The sequence below is a fragment of the Pseudomonas sp. NGC7 genome (genome assembly GCF_047159675.1).
Classification (GTDB): Bacteria; Pseudomonadota; Gammaproteobacteria; order Pseudomonadales; family Pseudomonadaceae; genus Aquipseudomonas; species Aquipseudomonas kermanshahensis.
In genome coordinates, this window is the sequence record NZ_BAAFZY010000001.1 from 2,238,817 (window position 1) to 2,254,639 (window position 15,823).

Annotated in this window: 13 protein-coding genes; 7 read left to right on the forward strand and 6 right to left on the reverse strand. The window is 63.3% G+C overall.

Annotated features, from left to right (window positions below; all coding sequences use genetic code 11):
- Positions 1–150: 150 nt before the first annotated feature.
- The 4 genes from ACMCNM_RS10250 to ACMCNM_RS10265 all read left to right on the forward strand — a co-directional run bounded on the left by ACMCNM_RS10250 (position 151) and on the right by ACMCNM_RS10265 (position 3,070).
- The gene (locus tag ACMCNM_RS10250) at positions 151–414 is read left to right on the forward strand and encodes a hypothetical protein (RefSeq protein WP_033700486.1); all 264 of its coding nucleotides are present in this window, start codon (positions 151–153) and stop codon (positions 412–414) included.
- Positions 415–416: 2 nt separating this feature from the next.
- On the forward strand, positions 417–1,241 hold the full coding sequence (locus tag ACMCNM_RS10255; protein WP_027596672.1) for a mechanosensitive ion channel family protein: 825 nt from the start codon (positions 417–419) through the stop codon (positions 1,239–1,241).
- Positions 1,242–1,354: 113 nt separating this feature from the next.
- The gene (gene sigX, locus ACMCNM_RS10260; RefSeq protein WP_033694384.1) at positions 1,355–1,921 is read left to right on the forward strand and encodes an RNA polymerase sigma factor SigX; all 567 of its coding nucleotides are present in this window, start codon (positions 1,355–1,357) and stop codon (positions 1,919–1,921) included.
- A gap of 111 nt (positions 1,922–2,032) precedes the next feature.
- On the forward strand, positions 2,033–3,070 hold the full coding sequence (locus ACMCNM_RS10265) for an OmpA family protein (RefSeq protein WP_027596670.1): 1,038 nt from the start codon (positions 2,033–2,035) through the stop codon (positions 3,068–3,070).
- 107 nt (positions 3,071–3,177) lie between these two features.
- Here the strand turns inward: ACMCNM_RS10265 and cobA are convergent, their stop codons facing one another.
- From cobA to ACMCNM_RS10290, 5 genes are all read right to left on the reverse strand, one after another.
- Positions 3,178–3,921: a uroporphyrinogen-III C-methyltransferase gene (cobA, locus tag ACMCNM_RS10270; protein WP_186704084.1), complete on the reverse strand. Its 744-nt coding sequence runs from the start codon at positions 3,919–3,921 to the stop codon at positions 3,178–3,180.
- A gap of 26 nt (positions 3,922–3,947) precedes the next feature.
- Positions 3,948–5,618 carry a protein kinase domain-containing protein gene (locus ACMCNM_RS10275; RefSeq protein ID WP_412764296.1) on the reverse strand — a complete coding sequence of 557 codons (1,671 nt, stop codon included), beginning with the start codon at positions 5,616–5,618 and terminating at the stop codon, positions 3,948–3,950.
- A gap of 9 nt (positions 5,619–5,627) precedes the next feature.
- A complete protein-coding gene (locus ACMCNM_RS10280) occupies positions 5,628–6,839 on the reverse strand; it encodes a nitrate/nitrite transporter (protein WP_027596667.1) in 1,212 nt (403 codons plus the stop codon).
- Positions 6,840–7,283: 444 nt separating this feature from the next.
- The gene (locus ACMCNM_RS10285) at positions 7,284–7,859 is read right to left on the reverse strand and encodes an ANTAR domain-containing response regulator (protein ID WP_027596666.1); all 576 of its coding nucleotides are present in this window, start codon (positions 7,857–7,859) and stop codon (positions 7,284–7,286) included.
- 11 nt (positions 7,860–7,870) lie between these two features.
- Entirely contained in the window at positions 7,871–9,085 is a 1,215-nt protein-coding gene (locus tag ACMCNM_RS10290; RefSeq protein ID WP_412764297.1) for a CmpA/NrtA family ABC transporter substrate-binding protein, read from the reverse strand.
- Between the two features lie 139 nt (positions 9,086–9,224).
- Between ACMCNM_RS10290 and ACMCNM_RS10295 the strand changes: the two genes are divergently transcribed.
- Positions 9,225–10,250 (forward strand): quinone-dependent dihydroorotate dehydrogenase, encoded by a 1,026-nt coding sequence (locus ACMCNM_RS10295; RefSeq protein ID WP_027596664.1) that lies wholly within the window; start codon positions 9,225–9,227, stop codon positions 10,248–10,250.
- Positions 10,251–10,346: 96 nt separating this feature from the next.
- Here ACMCNM_RS10295 and rmf read toward each other — a convergent pair whose 3' ends face one another.
- Positions 10,347–10,562, reverse strand: a complete 216-nt coding sequence (gene rmf, locus ACMCNM_RS10300) for a ribosome modulation factor (RefSeq protein WP_003248687.1) — start codon at positions 10,560–10,562, stop codon at positions 10,347–10,349.
- Positions 10,563–11,123: 561 nt separating this feature from the next.
- On the opposite strand from rmf, the gene rlmKL reads away from it, so the two are divergent.
- Together rlmKL and ACMCNM_RS10310 are read left to right on the forward strand one after the other, a co-directional pair.
- The gene (gene rlmKL, locus ACMCNM_RS10305; protein WP_412764298.1) at positions 11,124–13,316 is read left to right on the forward strand and encodes a bifunctional 23S rRNA (guanine(2069)-N(7))-methyltransferase RlmK/23S rRNA (guanine(2445)-N(2))-methyltransferase RlmL; all 2,193 of its coding nucleotides are present in this window, start codon (positions 11,124–11,126) and stop codon (positions 13,314–13,316) included.
- Positions 13,317–13,410: 94 nt separating this feature from the next.
- Positions 13,411–15,816 carry a diguanylate cyclase gene (locus ACMCNM_RS10310; RefSeq protein ID WP_412764299.1) on the forward strand — a complete coding sequence of 802 codons (2,406 nt, stop codon included), beginning with the start codon at positions 13,411–13,413 and terminating at the stop codon, positions 15,814–15,816.
- Positions 15,817–15,823: the final 7 nt, after the last annotated feature.

Genomic DNA, 15,823 nt, shown 5'->3' on the forward strand with positions numbered 1-15,823 from the left:
GCACTGATTTATCTTGCAGCGCGATCCCTGTGGGAGCGGGCTTGCCCGCGAAGAATCCAACGCTTGTTCATTTTGAAACATTCGTCCCAAGGCGATGTGTGACCCATCGCTGTGCCATCTCGTCTCTTGCTGATACTGCGCGAGGTGCCCATGCACGATCCGTTTGAAGAATCCCTGCGCGACCTGCTCAAGGCGTCACCGTCCGGCCAGGACCGAGATGACGCCGCCTGCTTGGGTCGTGTGCTGAAAACCGCCAACCGCCAGGTCGGTGCGGGTGATCTGTTCAGCCTGCTTGGCCGTTGGAGCCAGGCGCTGCTGATTGCCGTCAACAATGGCTCGGCGCATGTTGCGCCCGTGCGTAGAAACTCTACCCGCAACGCTGCCACCGGCAGCAAAGCAGATAAGGCCGATTGAATATGGAACTGGATCTCTGGACCCAAAGCCTGGTCACTGCCATGACGGCCCTTTGGACCAAGGTGGCGAACTTCATCCCTAACCTGTTCGGCGCGCTGGTGGTGGTGCTGCTCGGTTTCGTGGTGGCCAAGCTGCTTGATGCGCTGCTCTCCAAATTGCTCGCCAAGCTTGGCCTGGACCGCCTGATGGCCGGTACCGGGCTGACCAAGATGTTGAGCCGGGGTGGCATCCAGGTGCCGATATCGACCCTGATCGGCAAGATCGTCTACTGGTTCGTGTTGCTGATCTTCCTCGTCTCGGCCGCTGAATCGCTGGGCCTTGAGCGGGTGTCGGCGACCCTCGACATGCTCGCCCTGTACCTGCCTAAAGTGTTCGGCGCGGCGCTGGTGCTGCTGGCCGGCGTGCTGCTGGCGCAGGTGGCTAATGGCCTGGTTCGCGGTGCAGCCGAAGGCATTGGCCTTGAGTATTCCGCTGGCATTGGGCGTATCACCCAAGGCCTGGTGATCATCATCAGCATCTCGGTGGCCATCAGCCAGCTCGAGGTCAAGACCGACCTGCTGAACCATGTGATCGTCATCGGGCTGATTACCGTTGGTCTGGCCGTTGCCTTGGCCATGGGCCTCGGTAGCCGCGAAATCGCTGGGCAAATTCTGGCCGGCATCTACGTGCGCGAGCTGTACCAAGTCGGCCAGCAGGTGCGGATTGGAGAGGTCGAAGGGCATATCGAGGAAATCGGCACGGTGAAGACGACGCTGTTGACCGATGATGGCGAACTGGTGTCGCTGTCTAACCGCGTGTTGCTTGAGCAGCGTGTCAATAGCCGCTAACCGCACAAAAGCTGTTAATGTATGCCGCCGCGAAATCGACCCCACGGGGTCGAGCGGCGACATTGACCTGACTGTCGGCCAGATCCGTTTTGAATAAAGTTCATTCGCCGCCCATGCGTTATGACCCCCGCGAGCTCACCGACGAAGAGTTGGTGGCGCGTTCGCATGAGGAGCTGTACCACGTTACCCGCGCCTATGAGGAGCTCATGCGGCGCTACCAGCGGACCCTGTTCAACGTCTGTGCACGTTATTTGGGGAACGACCGGGATGCCGACGATGTCTGTCAGGAAGTGATGCTGAAAGTGCTATACGGGCTGAAAAACTTCGAAGGTAAATCGAAGTTCAAGACCTGGCTCTACAGCATCACCTACAACGAGTGCATTACCCAGTACCGCAAGGAGCGACGCAAACGTCGGTTGATGGATGCCTTGAGTCTGGACCCTATTGAAGAGGCGTCCGAAGACAAGGCACCCAAACCCGAAGAAAAAGGCGGGCTGGACAAATGGCTCGTGCATGTGAACCCGATCGATCGGGAAATCCTGGTGCTGCGATTTGTCGCGGAGCTGGAATTTCAGGAAATCGCGGATATCATGCACATGGGCCTGAGCGCGACGAAAATGCGTTACAAGCGCGCGCTAGACAAGCTTCGAGAGAAATTTCACGGGCTGGATGAAACTTAAGCGCGTGCAATAATCTCTAACGAATCGGCGAGTTCTGCTAGACTAGCCGTCGAGTTGTCCCCCTTGTTGTTGGTGGGACTGCTTAACTATCACCAGATGGGGATTTAACGGATGAAATTGAAAAACACCTTGGGCTTGGCCATTGGCTCGCTCGTAGCCGCTACTTCGTTCGGCGTTCTGGCTCAAGGCCAAGGCGCAGTCGAAATCGAAGGTAACGTTACCAAGCAGTACTACGACAGCGAGCGTAACTTCAAAAACGACGGCACCAATCCTGGTGTTCGCCTCGGTTACTTCCTGACCGACGACGTCTCCCTGGATTTGGGCTACAACGAGACTCACAACGCTCGTGGTGAAGTCTTCAACAAAGACATCAAAGGTTCCAAAGCCAAGCTCGACGCTACCTACCACTTCGGTACCGTAGGCGATGCTCTGCGTCCGTACGTTTCTGCTGGTTTCGCTCACGAGAGCCTGGGCCAAGCTACCCGTAGCGGCCGCGACCACTCCACCTTCGCCAACGTTGGCGCTGGCGCCAAGTGGTACATCACCGACATGTTCTTCGCCCGTGCTGGCGTTGAAGCCATGTACAACATCGACAACGGCAACACCGAGTGGGGCCCATCCGTTGGTGTTGGTCTGAACTTCGGTGGCAGCGGTGGCAAAGTTGCTCCAGCTCCGGCTCCAGTAGCTGAAGTCTGCTCCGACAGCGACAACGACGGCGTGTGCGACAACGTCGACAAGTGCCCAGACACCCCGGCCAACGTTACCGTTGACGCCGACGGCTGCCCGGCTGTTGCCGAAGTCGTTCGTGTTGAGCTGGACGTCAAGTTCGACTTCGACAAGTCGGTCGTCAAGCCAAACAGCTACGGCGACATCAAGAACCTGGCTGACTTCATGAAGCAGTACCCACAAACCACCACCGTGGTTGAAGGTCACACTGACTCCGTAGGTCCAGACGCTTACAACCAGAAGCTGTCCGAGCGTCGTGCCAACGCTGTTAAGCAAGTCCTGACCCAGCAGTACGGCGTAGAATCGAGCCGTGTTGACTCGGTTGGCTACGGTGAGACCCGTCCGGTTGCTGACAACGCCACCGAAGAAGGTCGCGCTGTTAACCGTCGCGTTGAAGCGCAAGTAGAAGCCCAAGCCAAGTAATTGGTTCGATGCTTCATGAAAAACCCGGCCTCGGCCGGGTTTTTCTTTGCCTGCGATTTCATGGGTGCTGGCTTGCCAGCGAAGAGGCCAGCACAAGCAACACGCCGCTAGCCAGCGGCTGACCATTCCATCAGCTGTGCCTGAGCAACCCCAACCACCTCGCCAATCACCAGAATTGCTGGGCTGCAGAGGCCGAATGCCCGCGCATCGTCAACCATCCCCTGCACATCACTGCGGCACTCACGCTGCTGCGGCAATGACGCATTCTCGATCATTGCCACCGGCATATGGGGCGCCATGCCACCTTGCAGCAGCCCTTGGCGAATTTGCTCCAGCCGCGCAACACCCATGTACACCACCAGCGTCGTACCACCCAGCGCCAGCGCCGCCCAGTTCAGTTCGCTGTCATCCTGGGTATGTGCGGTTACCAGCGTCACGCCGCGGCTCACCCCGCGTGACGTCAGTGATATGCCGCATTGCGTCGCCCCCGCCAAGCCTGCCGTGATGCCGTTGACCAGCTCGACCTCGATGCCATGGCCTTGCAACCAGGCGGCTTCTTCGCCACCCCGGCCGAAGATGCACGGGTCGCCGCCTTTGAGCCGTACCACACAGCGCCCCTGGCGCGCATGGCGCAACATCAGGCGCTGGATAAAGGCCTGCGGCGTGGAGCGGCAGCCACCGCGCTTGCCCACGGCAATCACCCGTGCCTGTGGGCAATGCTCCAGCACGGCGGGGTTCACCAGGTCGTCGATCATCACCACCTGGGCGTGCTGCAGTGCACGCACGGCCTTGAGGGTCAGCAGTTCGGGGTCGCCAGGGCCAGCACCGACCAGCCAGACTTTTGCATTCATCAACGTTTCCTCATCGGCAAGGCGACTCAGCCCTTGAGCAGGGTGAGCAGCAGTATCAGGTTACACAGCAGGGACAGCAGGGCCAGGGTGCGCCAGACTTTCAGCGGTTCGCGCTCCAGCAAAGGCCGGGGGCGATTGGGCGGATCCTGGCGGTCGCCGCGTTCGAGCAGCAGCAACCAGTGTTCAGCGGTTTCAAAGCGGTACGCCGGGTCGGCCGCCACCGCTTGCAGCAGGTTGTGCTGCAACCATTCCGGCAGGTCAGGGCGATAGCGCGAGGCATTGACCGGCTGGCCGAAGCGGGGCCGCTGGAACGGCTCCACTTCGCCATAGGGGTAGTGCCCGGTCAGCAGGTGGTAGAGCGTCACGCCGGCGGCATAGAGGTCTTGCCGCGGGCTGGGGGGCTGGCCTTCGAAGGCTTCCGGGGCGATGAAGGAGGGCGTGCCGGGCAGCTCGTGCTGCGGGTCTCCGGACAGGCCAGGGCAGTAGGCCAAACCGAAGTCCAGCAGGCGCAGTTGGCCATCGGCGCCCAGGTGCAGGTTTTCTGGTTTGATGTCGCGGTGCAGCAAGTTGCGCCGATGCAGCACGCCGACGGCTTGCAGCAGTTGACGGGCCATTTCCAGCCACTGCGCCAGCGGCAGCGGCCCGTGCTCGTTGAGCAGCGCCGAAAGGCTTTGGCCGGGGTATTCGCGCATCACGTAGTACAGGTGCTGGCGCTGGCTGGCGACGTGCAGTTCTGGGAAGTGCCGCCCGGCCACCCTGCGCAGGAACCACTCTTCCATCAGCAGCCCTTGCGCCGCCCCGGGCTCCTGCTCGCGGGCAGCGGGCAGGGTCTTGAGCAGCCATGCGTGGCCGTGGCCGTCGCGTGCCCGGTACAGCAGGGATTGGCGGCTGTGCGAGAGCAGCGTCTCGATCTGCCAGCCATCGATCACTTGGCCTTCGCGAAGGGGGCCGGGCACAGGCCACTGCTGCAGCTGTGCCAAGGTATCGCCCAGGTTGGTCGGCCCCAGTTGTTCAACCTGCACCAACAAGGCGCTGGCGTTGTCCTGGCTGCCATTGAGGTGGGCGCTGGCAACCAGGGTGTCGGCCGCCTGTTGCAGGTCGGGCTGCTCGCGCAAGACCGACTGGATGTGCTGGTCACCCAGGCTGGCCCAGACCCCATCGCTCAAGAGCACGAAGCACTCGCCTGCCTGCAGTTCGCCTTCCAGGTAATCGACCAACAGGTGCTGGTCCAGCCCTAGCGCGCGTTTGAGCACATGCTGCATGCCCGGTTGATCCCACACGTGGTCTTCGCTCAGGCACTGCAGGCGGCCGTGGTGCCAGCGGTAGACGCGGCAGTCGCCGACATGCGCCAGGGTAAAGCGCCGACCGCGCAGCACCAGTGCGCTGAGTGTGGTCAACAGCGGCTGGCCGCTGCCCTGGGCGCGCAGCCAGCGGTTCTGCGCCAGCAGCAGGCGGTCCAGCGCCTGTGCCACGCTCCAGGTGGCGGGCGTGGCGTAGTAGTCCAGGGCCAGCGCCTGCAGGCTGGCCCGTGAGGCCAGGCCGCCATCGGCGCATTGGCTGACACCGTCGGCGAGGGCGAACAGGTAGCCCTTGCTGGCGGCCAGCTCCGGCGCCGGGGTGACCAGGCGCAGGGCATCCTGGTTTTCCGCGCGGGGGCCGGTGGCGCTGGCGTGGGCAAAGCTCAGTTGCAGGCTCATGTGGGCGCCTCAGACCCGCGCCGCGGTCACGGCAGCCGAGCCCCAAGTGGTGCGCCAGCGCTGCTTGACGCCATGCAGGCCGAACCAGGCCAGCAAGCCGAGGCTGGCGAACAACCACAGCCCCAACTGATAGTCGCCGGTGTGTTGCTTGATGGTGCCAAGGCCCGCGGCCAGCAGGAAGCCGCCGATGCCACCGGCCATGCCGATCAGCCCGGTCATTACCCCGATTTCCTGGCGGAAACGTTGTGGCACCAACTGGAACACGGCGCCATTGCCAGCGCCCAGGCCGAGCATGGCGCTGACGAACAGCGCCAGCGCCGCCGCCGCGCTGGGCAAGTTGAAGCCTACGGCCGCGATGCAGATGGCGGCCACGCTGTACATGCCCAACAGGGTGCGAATGCCGCCAAAGCGATCGGCCAGAGCGCCGCCGAGCGGACGCATCAGGCTACCGGCAAACACGCAGGCGGCTGTGTAGTAGCCGGCGGTAACCGGGCTCAGGCCATACTGGTCGCTGAAGTAGCCGGGCAGGGCACTGGCCAGGCCGATGAAGCCGCCGAAGGTAACGCTGTAGAAGAACATGAACCACCAGCTGTCGCGGTCACCGAGGGCCTTGAGGTAGTCGGCCATGGCTTTGCGCTTGGGCCGCTCGGGCGCGTTGCGTGCCAGCAGCGCGAACACCACCAGGGTCAGCGACAGCGGGATCAGGGCGAAGCCGAACACGTTGTTCCAGCCAAAGCCTGCAGCCAAGGCGGGAGCCAGCAAAGCGGCGAACACCGTGCCGGAGTTGCCGGCCCCGGCGATGCCCATGGCCTTGCCTTGGTGCTGCGGCGGGTACCACTGCGAGGCCAGCGGCAGCGAAACCGCGAACGAGGCGCCGGCAAAGCCGAGGAACACCCCTAGCAGCAAGGCCTGCTCATAACTGTGCACGCCCAGGTACCAAGCGCCAGCCAGGGCGACGATGACGATCACCTGGCCGATCAGGCCGGCGGTCTTGGGCGAAAGGCGGTCAACCAGCAGCCCCATCGCAAAGCGCAGTATTGCGCCGGCCAGGATCGGCGTGGCCACCATCAGGCCCCGTTGCTGTGCACTCAATTGCAGGTCGGCTGCGATTTGCACCGCCAGTGGGCCGAGCAGGTACCAGACCATGAAGCTCAGGTCGAAATACAGGAACGCGGCGAACAGCGTGGGCACATGCCCGGATTTCCAGAAGCTGGTACTCATTGAACACCTCACTCGGCAAAGCAACGGAACGAAAAAGACGCCGCTACCCGGTCCACGGCTGTGGAAGGGTGAGCGACGTCTTTGTCGGGATTTAAGTGGGGCAACCGCCGTTGGCTACCGGTGATGTTTGTTCAGCAAGAGATGGGCCAAGAATTGGCTGGGACTGTCTTTAGATTTTTGGCGCCTGTCAGATCGAGCGCCGCCCGCGCGGCGCATCGCGAGCTTTGCTCGCTCCTACGTTTGTTTTTGGCCAGTAACACCTGCTATGGACGCACGCGACCCCTCGTTTTTACGACGCGATATCGCGTAATGCGCCAAGGCGTTCGCGCGCAAATGGCGCAGGAATAATTGGCCCGAAACAAACGTAGGAGCGAGCAAAGCTCGCGATGCGCCGCGCGGGCGGCGCTCGATCTGACAGGCCCCAAAAATCTCATGTCGAGCACATCAGCCCAGCATCTCGTGCATGGCGATGATCTGCTCGGCCACCTGGATCAGCTTCTGCTGGCGGCTCATGGCCTGGCGGCGCATCAGGGTGTAGGCCTGCTCTTCGTTGCAGTCTTTCATCTTCATCAGCAGGCCCTTGGCCTGTTCGATCCGCTTGCGTTCGGCCAGTTGCTGGTCACGCGCCAGCAACTGCGCCCTGAGGGCCTGGTCGCTCTCGAAGCGGGCCATGGCCACATCCAGAATCGGCTGCAAACGCGCAGCATGGATGCCCTCGACGATATAGGCGCTGACCCCCGCCTGGATCGCCTGGCGCATCACGCCGGGGTCGTGCTCGTCGGTAAACAGCACGATAGGCCGCGGTCGGTCGCGGCTGACCAGTACCACGTGTTCCATCACGTCGCGGTCCGGTGAGTCGGTATCGATCAACACGACGTCCGGATGCACCGTTTCGACGCAGGCGGGCAAATCGATGGTCAGGCCAGGGGCTTCGATCACGTCGAAACCGGCCTCGCTCAAGGCGGCCTTGAGCCGGCCCAGTTTGTTTTGAGTGTCGTCAATCAGCAGGATACGCAGCATGTTCATCCCCCTCACAGGCCAACGCGGGCTTCGGGTGTGTCGCCCAAGGCGTGCAGGCTGAAGCTGCGGGCGTAGCCGTAGGGGTCGCTGCCGTCCCAGCGGGTACCGTCGATCAGCAGGCTGCTTCGCATCGGTTGCTCAAGGCACGCTATGCCTAGGGCGTCTGCCGCTTCCTGGTAAAGCGCCAGTTGCTGAACCTGGCTGGCCACGCCGAGGTAGTCGGGGTCGTCTCGCAGTAACCCCCAGCGGCGGAACTGGGTCATGAACCACATGCCGTCGGACAAATACGGCAGGTTGGCCCGGCCCTGGTCGAACAGGCGCAAAGCGTGGGGGTCTTGCCACTGGTTGCCCAGCCCGTCTTGGTAGTCACCCAGCAGGCGGGGCTCGATAGTGCTCGTCGGCGTGTCCAGGTAAGCACTGCCGCTGAGCAACTGCGCGGTGCTGCGGCGGTTCTCGGGGCTTTGCTCGATGAAGCGGCTGGCTGCGAGGATCGCCTTGATCAGGGCGCGGGCGCTGTTGGGGTACTGCTCGGCGAAGGCGCGGGCGCAAGCGAGCACCTTTTCCGGGTGGTCTGGCCAGATCGACTGGCTGGTTGCCAGGGTAAAGCCCTGGCCCTTGGCGACGGCATCCGCCGCCCAAGGTTCGCCTGCACAAAACCCGTCGATGCGGCCAGCCTGGATATGCGCGGCCATCTGCGCGGGCGGCACCACCACGCTGTCGACATCGCGCAGCGGGTGGATGCCCTGGCTCGCCAGCCAGTAGTACAACCACATGGCGTGGGTGCCGGTGGGGAAGGTCTGGGCAAAGGTCAGGCGTGCGCCCTGCTGGTGCACCAGGCGCGCCAATGCCTCAGGGCTGGTCACGCCTTTGCGTTGCAGCGCCGGGGACAGGTTGATGGCCTGGGCATTCTGGTTCAGCCCCATGAGCACAGCCATGTCGCTGGCGGGCACACCGCCAATGCCCAGGTGCACGGCATAGGCCAGGCCATACAGGCAGTGCGCGGCATCCAGTTCGCCGCTGACCAGTTTGTCGCGCAGCCCCGCCCAAGAGCCCTGGCGCTTGAGGTTGAGGGTCAGGCCGTGTTGCTGGGCAAAGCCCTGGGTGGCGGCGACCACCACCGAGGCGCAGTCGGTCAGGGCCATGAAGCCAATGTTCAGGCTGGTTTTTTCCGGTGCGTCGCTGCCGTTGACCCAGGCCAGGGGCGTTGCTCGGGGTGCTGTGTTCACAAGGATCCTCGCCCGTACTGAAAAGGCAGTGTGTGGTGAGCGAAGCAACGCATGTGCCAAGCGGCCCGAGGATTTACTGTCATGCCAGCCGTGCGCTGGCTATAATCGCCCCCTCATTCACCCCGAGCCTTGCCCGCCCATGTATACCCTGGCCCGCCAGCTGCTGTTCAAACTTTCCCCGGAAACCTCCCACGACCTGTCCCTGGACCTGATCGGTGCCGGTGGCCGTCTCGGCCTCAACGGCATGCTGTGCAAACAGCCGGCGGCGTTGCCGGTGTCGGTCATGGGCTTGAACTTTGCCAACCCGGTGGGCCTCGCCGCTGGCCTGGACAAGAACGGCGCGGCAATCGACGGCTTCGCCCAACTGGGCTTCGGCTTCGTCGAGATCGGTACCGTCACACCGCGCCCGCAACCCGGCAACCCGAAGCCGCGGATCTTCCGTCTGCCAGAGGCAACGGCGATCATCAACCGCATGGGCTTCAACAACCTGGGCGTCGATCACCTGCTCGAACGCGTGCGGGCATCGCGCTACAACGGCGTACTGGGCATCAACATCGGCAAGAACTTCGACACTCCGGTCGAGCGGGCGGTCGATGACTACCTGATCTGCCTGGACAAGGTCTACACCGAAGCCACCTACATCACCGTCAATGTCAGCTCGCCGAACACACCGGGCCTGCGCAGCCTGCAGTTTGGTGACTCGCTGAAGCAGTTGCTCGATGCCTTGGCCGAGCGCCGTGAGCAGTTGGCAGTGACGCACGGCAAGCGCGTGCCCTTGGCGATCAAGATCGCCCCCGACATGAGCGACGAAGAAACCGCACTGGTGGCTGCTGCGCTGATGGAATCGGGCATGGACGCGGTGATCGCCACCAACACCACCCTGAGCCGCGAAGGCGTCGAGCACTTGCCTTATGGCGGCGAAGCCGGTGGTTTGTCGGGTGCGCCGGTGCTTGAGAAGAGCACCCACACGGTGAAGGTGTTGGCCGGTGAGCTGGGCGGCAAGCTGCCGATCATTGCGGCGGGTGGCATTACCGAGGGGCGTCACGCCGCCGAGAAAATCGCTGCGGGTGCCAGCCTGGTACAGATTTACTCGGGCTTCATTTATAAGGGGCCGGCGCTGATTCGCGAATCGGTCGATGCGATTGCCGCTCTGCCTCGCGCATAAATCGCGGGCATAAAAAGGGCCCCATCAAGGGGCCCCTGGGCCTTCGCCCGCCGCCCGGATGGGGCGTGCTTGGTAAATCGAATTCAGTGTCCTCGATCAGCCAACGGCGTGATTTTCGTTGAGTCTATGGATGCCAGCGGTGCCAGTCATGCCGTCCCAGTTATCACCGCGACCTTCGCGCCAGCCGTTGATCCAGGCTTGGCGAACAGAAGGAAGATTGAAAGGGCAAAGTTCGCGGGATTTGCCGGTGACCCCGTATTGGTAGCCACGTGAATATGCTCTTTCCAACGGATCACGCTTAAGTCTTCTCATAGGGTGTTGCCCTCACTTGTTGACTGTAATGTCCCGTCGGCCTCTCCGAGGCCGGGCAGAGTCTTTCTGCCGGTTTGCGCTCGCTGCCGGCGTGGCGAGCGGAAGGTGCCGCCTCGTTGCGAAGCGGCCTGAGACCAGTTCTAACGAATGCGCGTCACAGTGTGAATGATCGATTTGTCATAAGGACGTAACGTTTCTAAGGGTGAAGGGATAAGTAAATAAATGCGACTCAACCTTATTTGTCGCTGAGCCCGCAATGATCGGGGTTTGCCGATCATTGACGTCATTTCGCCAGCGTCGCTGCGCGATGACAGAATTATTTTGAAATGCGACGAAGGGTCACATCGGCCCGTGGATCGCTCGAATTTTTAATACTGCCTGATGATCTAAGCTGTCTTTGCCCCTGGCGAAGTGCTGGTCGGTCAGGCGGCCCGGTCGTTGCGCTGCGCAATTGCGCGCAGGCAATGGCCACTCGGATGCCTGCTGGAAGGGTGTTCGGGCAAACATCGCGGGGCGATGCGTCGCCTCGTCAGTCAAATAGCCCAAGGCTCTGGAATACTCATGTCGGACCGTTTCGAAATTTACCTCACCTGCCCCAAAGGCCTGGAAGGCCTGCTCGCTGAAGAGGCCAAGGGCCTCGGCCTCGATGAAGTGCGTGAGCACACCTCGGCCATTCGCGGCGCCGCCGACATGGAAACCGCCTACCGCCTGTGCCTGTGGTCGCGCCTGGCGAACCGGGTGTTGCTGGTTCTCAAGCGCTTCAACATGAAGAACGCCGACGACCTCTACGACGGCGTCAACGCGGTTGACTGGGCAGACCACCTGGCGGCCGACGGCACCCTTGCGGTGGAATTCAGTGGCCATGGCTCGGGCATCGACAACACCCACTTCGGTGCGCTCAAGGTCAAGGACGCCATCGTCGACAAGCTGCGCAACCGCGAAGGCCTGCGCCCGTCGGTGGAAAAGATCGACCCCGATGTGCGCGTGCACCTGCGCCTGGACCGTGGCGAGGCGATTCTCTCGCTCGACCTGTCCGGCCACAGCCTGCACCAGCGCGGCTATCGCCTGCAGCAAGGCGCCGCGCCGCTCAAGGAAAACCTCGCGGCAGCCGTGCTGATCCGCGCCGGCTGGCCACGCATCGCTGCCGAAGGCGGCGCTCTGGCCGACCCGATGTGCGGTGTGGGTACCTTCCTGGTCGAAGCCGCCATGATCGCCGCCGACATCGCCCCTAACCTCAAGCGCGAACGCTGGGGCTTCAGCGCCTGGCTTGGCCATGTGCCGGCCCTGTGGCGCAAGGTTCACGACGAGGGGCAAGCGCGTGCGCAGGCCGGTTTGGCCAAGCCACCGCTGTGGATCCGTGGCTACGAGGCCGACCCGCGGCTGATCCAGCCGGGGCGTAACAACGTCGAGCGTGCGGGCCTGAGCGACTGGGTCAAGATCTACCAGGGCGAGGTCAGCACCTTCGAGCCGCGGCCTGACCAGAACCAGAAAGGCCTGGTGATCAGCAACCCGCCGTACGGCGAGCGTCTGGGTGACGAAGCCAGCCTGTTGTACCTCTACCAGAACCTTGGCGAGCGTCTGCGCCAGGCGTGCATGGGCTGGGAAGCCGCGGTGTTCACCGGGGCACCGGAGTTGGGCAAGCGCATGGGCATTCGCAGCCACAAGCAATACGCCTTCTGGAACGGTGCATTGCCGTGCAAGCTGCTGCTGTTCAAGGTGCAGCCTGACCAGTTCGTGACTGGCGAGCGCCGTGACGCCCAGGCTGAACCCACCGATGCCCGTCGTCAGGAGCCGCAGGCCAGTGAACCGGCGCGTTTGTCGGAAGGCGCGCAGATGTTCGCCAACCGCCTGCAGAAGAACCTCAAGCAACTGGGCAAGTGGGCCCGTCGCGAGCAGGTCGACTGCTACCGTCTGTACGATGCCGACATGCCCGAGTACGCCCTGGCAGTCGACCTTTATCACGACTGGGTGCACGTGCAGGAGTACGCCGCGCCACGCTCGATCGACCCGGAAAAGGCCCAGGCGCGCCTGCTCGATGCACTGGCGGCGATCCCGCAGGCGTTGGGTATTTCCCCTCAGCGCGTGGTGCTCAAACGCCGTGAGCGGCAGAGCGGCACCCGCCAGTACGAGCGCCAAGCCACCGAAGGGCGCTTCCAGGAAGTTAACGAAGGCGGCGTCAAGCTGCTGGTCAACCTCACCGACTACCTCGACACCGGCTTGTTCCTCGACCATCGCCCGATGCGCATGCGCATCCAGCGCGAGGCCGCCGGCAAGCACTTCCTCAACCTGTTCTGCTACACCGCCACGGCCACTGTGCATGCGGCCAAGGGCGGTGCTCGCAGCACCACCAGCGTCGACCTGTCGAAAACCTACCTGGACTGGGCGCGGCGCAACCTTGCGCTCAACGGCTTCTCTGAGCGTAACCGCCTGGAGCAGGGCGATGTGATGGCCTGGCTGGAAGCCAGCCGTGACAGCTATGACTTGATCTTCATCGACCCGCCGACCTTCTCCAACTCCAAGCGTATGGAAGGGGTGTTCGACGTTCAGCGTGACCATGTGCAGCTGCTCGACCTGGCGATGGCGCGCCTGGCGCCGGGTGGCGTGCTGTATTTCTCCAACAACTTCCGCAAGTTCCAGCTCGATGAGCACCTGATGGCGCGCTACGCGGTGGAGGAAATCAGCGCCCAGACCCTGGACCCGGACTTCGCCCGCAACAACCGCATCCACCGGGCGTGGCGCCTGCAATTGCGTTGAGGCGACGAGGTACATTGCGCAGCTAGTGGCCAATAGCTATAACTGATGCCAGGGCAAGATAATCCGCAGGACGCTGACGTGACGAGATGGGTGTATGTCCAAGTTTGGCGTGCGTGCGAGGTTGCTTGGCCTGTGCACCGAAGGCGTGTCCGCGTGGGCGGTGGCGCTGGTGGCATTGGTGGCCGGCTGCCTGTTGTCGGCCGTCCTGGCCCTTGCCGCGCAGGCGTTCTACAAGCAGCAGTTGCGCCAGCGCTTCGAGTTGCTGGCCAGCGAGCGCTTCAGCCGCATCGCTGAGCGCTTTGACGATCAGCAGCAGCGCCTGGACGGGCTGCGGCGGTTTTTCAGCTTCTCCAACGAGGTTACCCCCCGCGAATTCGAGGGCTACGCACGGCCCTTGTTGCGCCGCACCCTGGCTTACGCTTGGGCGCCGCGGGTCGAGGCCGCGCAGCGCGCCGAATTCGAGCACAGCACCGCTACCTGGTTGGGCCAGGACTATGTGATCCGCGATCAGGATGCACAGGGCGCTTGGCAACCGGCGCCCCTGCGTGATCACTACTTTCCTGTGCGCTTCACCCAGTCGACCGACGCGCCTGCGCTTCCGTACGGGCTTGACCTGGCTGGCAAGGGTGCGCGGCAAGCCACCCTGGCGCGTGCGTTGGAACCTGGCAGCATGGCGGTGTCGGAACCTCTGGCCATATTGGAGACTGGCGCTGTTCGGCCGGCAGCGGATGCACGCGGCCTGTTGATGGTGGCACCGGTTTTCTCCGACGCCGCCCCCCAAGGCGCGGCGGTGGGCTATGTGATGGCGTTGCTCAACCTGCGCGATCTCATCAGCGATGGCCTGCCGGCGGCGGCCGATGACAACCTGGTCGTGCGTATCGAAGACCCGTCCGGGCTGAAAGGACCTGAAGTGGTGTTCGACTCACGAAATGAGGCCGCGCCCCTGGCCCTGGCCAGCAGCCAGTTGTTGTACTTGGCCGATCACCCTTTCCAGTTGCTCATTCGGCCGAGCCAGGCTTTTCTGAAGGCCAATCATTCTTCGGCTGCACTGACCGTCGGCCTGTTGGGTGGGCTGTTGAGCGTGCTGCTCAGTGCCTTGCTCTACAACCTGTTTAGCCAGCGCCAGCGCGCCTTGACCCTGGTCGAGCAGCGCACGGCCGAGCTGCGGGTCAGCGAGCAGTCCTTGCGCGGCACCCATAACCAGCTGCGCAGCGTGCTGGATGCAGCGACCCAGGTGGCGATCATTGCCACCAACCTCAAGGGGGTGGTCAGCACCTTCAATGCCGGTGCCGAGCGCATGCTCGGCTATTCGGCCAACGAGGCGATCGGCCATTTGCGCCTCGAGGACCTGGTGTTGCCCGACGAACTCAGCCAGCGCGCCCACGCCTTGAGCTTGCGCTACGGGCGCCACATCGCCGGCGGCCAGGCCATGTTTGCCGAAACGGTGCAGGAAAGGGGTGAAGAGCCTGGCGAGTGGACCTTGGTACGCACCGATGGCAGTCACCTTGTGGCCAACATGCTGGTCACCGCCATGCTCGATGAACAAGGGTTGTGGGTTGGCTACCTGGCCATCTGCATCGACGTCACCGAGCGGCGCCGGGTGCACGAGGCGCTGGCCGCGCGTGACCGGCTGCTGGAAAAACTCAGTGCCGAAGTGCCGGGCGGCATCTACCAGTACCGCCTGGATGCCAATGGCCATTCCTGCTTCCCGTATGCCAGCAAAGGCCTCTACGACATTTATGAGGTCGACCTGCAGCAGTTGCGTGAGGATGCCACGGTGGTGTTCGAGCGCATTCATCCCGATGACCTGGAGCGCGTGCGCCGTTCGGTGGGCTATTCCGCCGCCCACCTTACGCCGTGGCGCGAAGAATACCGGGTGTGCCTGCCGCAGGCGGGGTTGCGCTGGGTGCGTGGCGAGGCGACCCCGGAGGTGGGTGAGGCGGGATGTACCTTGTGGCATGGCTACCTGACCGACATCTCCGACCTCAAGGGGGTGGAGGAGGAGTTGCGTGCCCTGTCGGTGACCGATTCACTGACCGGTATCCATAACCGGCGCTATTTCCAGGAGCGGCTCAAGGCCGAGCTGGACCGCGCCCAGCGCGATGGCCTGGCGCTGGCGGTGATCATGCTCGATATCGATCACTTCAAGCGCATCAACGACCAGTTCGGCCATGCGGTGGGCGACCTGGTGCTGCGCAGTCTGTGCCAGCGCATCGGCCATCGCCTGCGGCGAACCGACGTGTTCTGCCGGTTGGGAGGGGAAGAGTTCATGGTGCTGTGCCCAGGCAGCGATGCCGAGCAGGCGCGGTTGCTGGCGCTTGAGCTGTGGCAAAGCGTGCGCAACGTCCCGATCGAGGGCGTGGGCGAGGTCACGGCGAGCTTTGGTGTGGCGGGCTGGCGGCCGGGGGAGGGGGCTGACGCGTTGTTGTTGCGGGCGGATGCCGGGGTGTATGCGGCCAAGCAGGCAGGACGGGACCGGGTCGAAGCGGAGTTGACCTGAGCGTCGT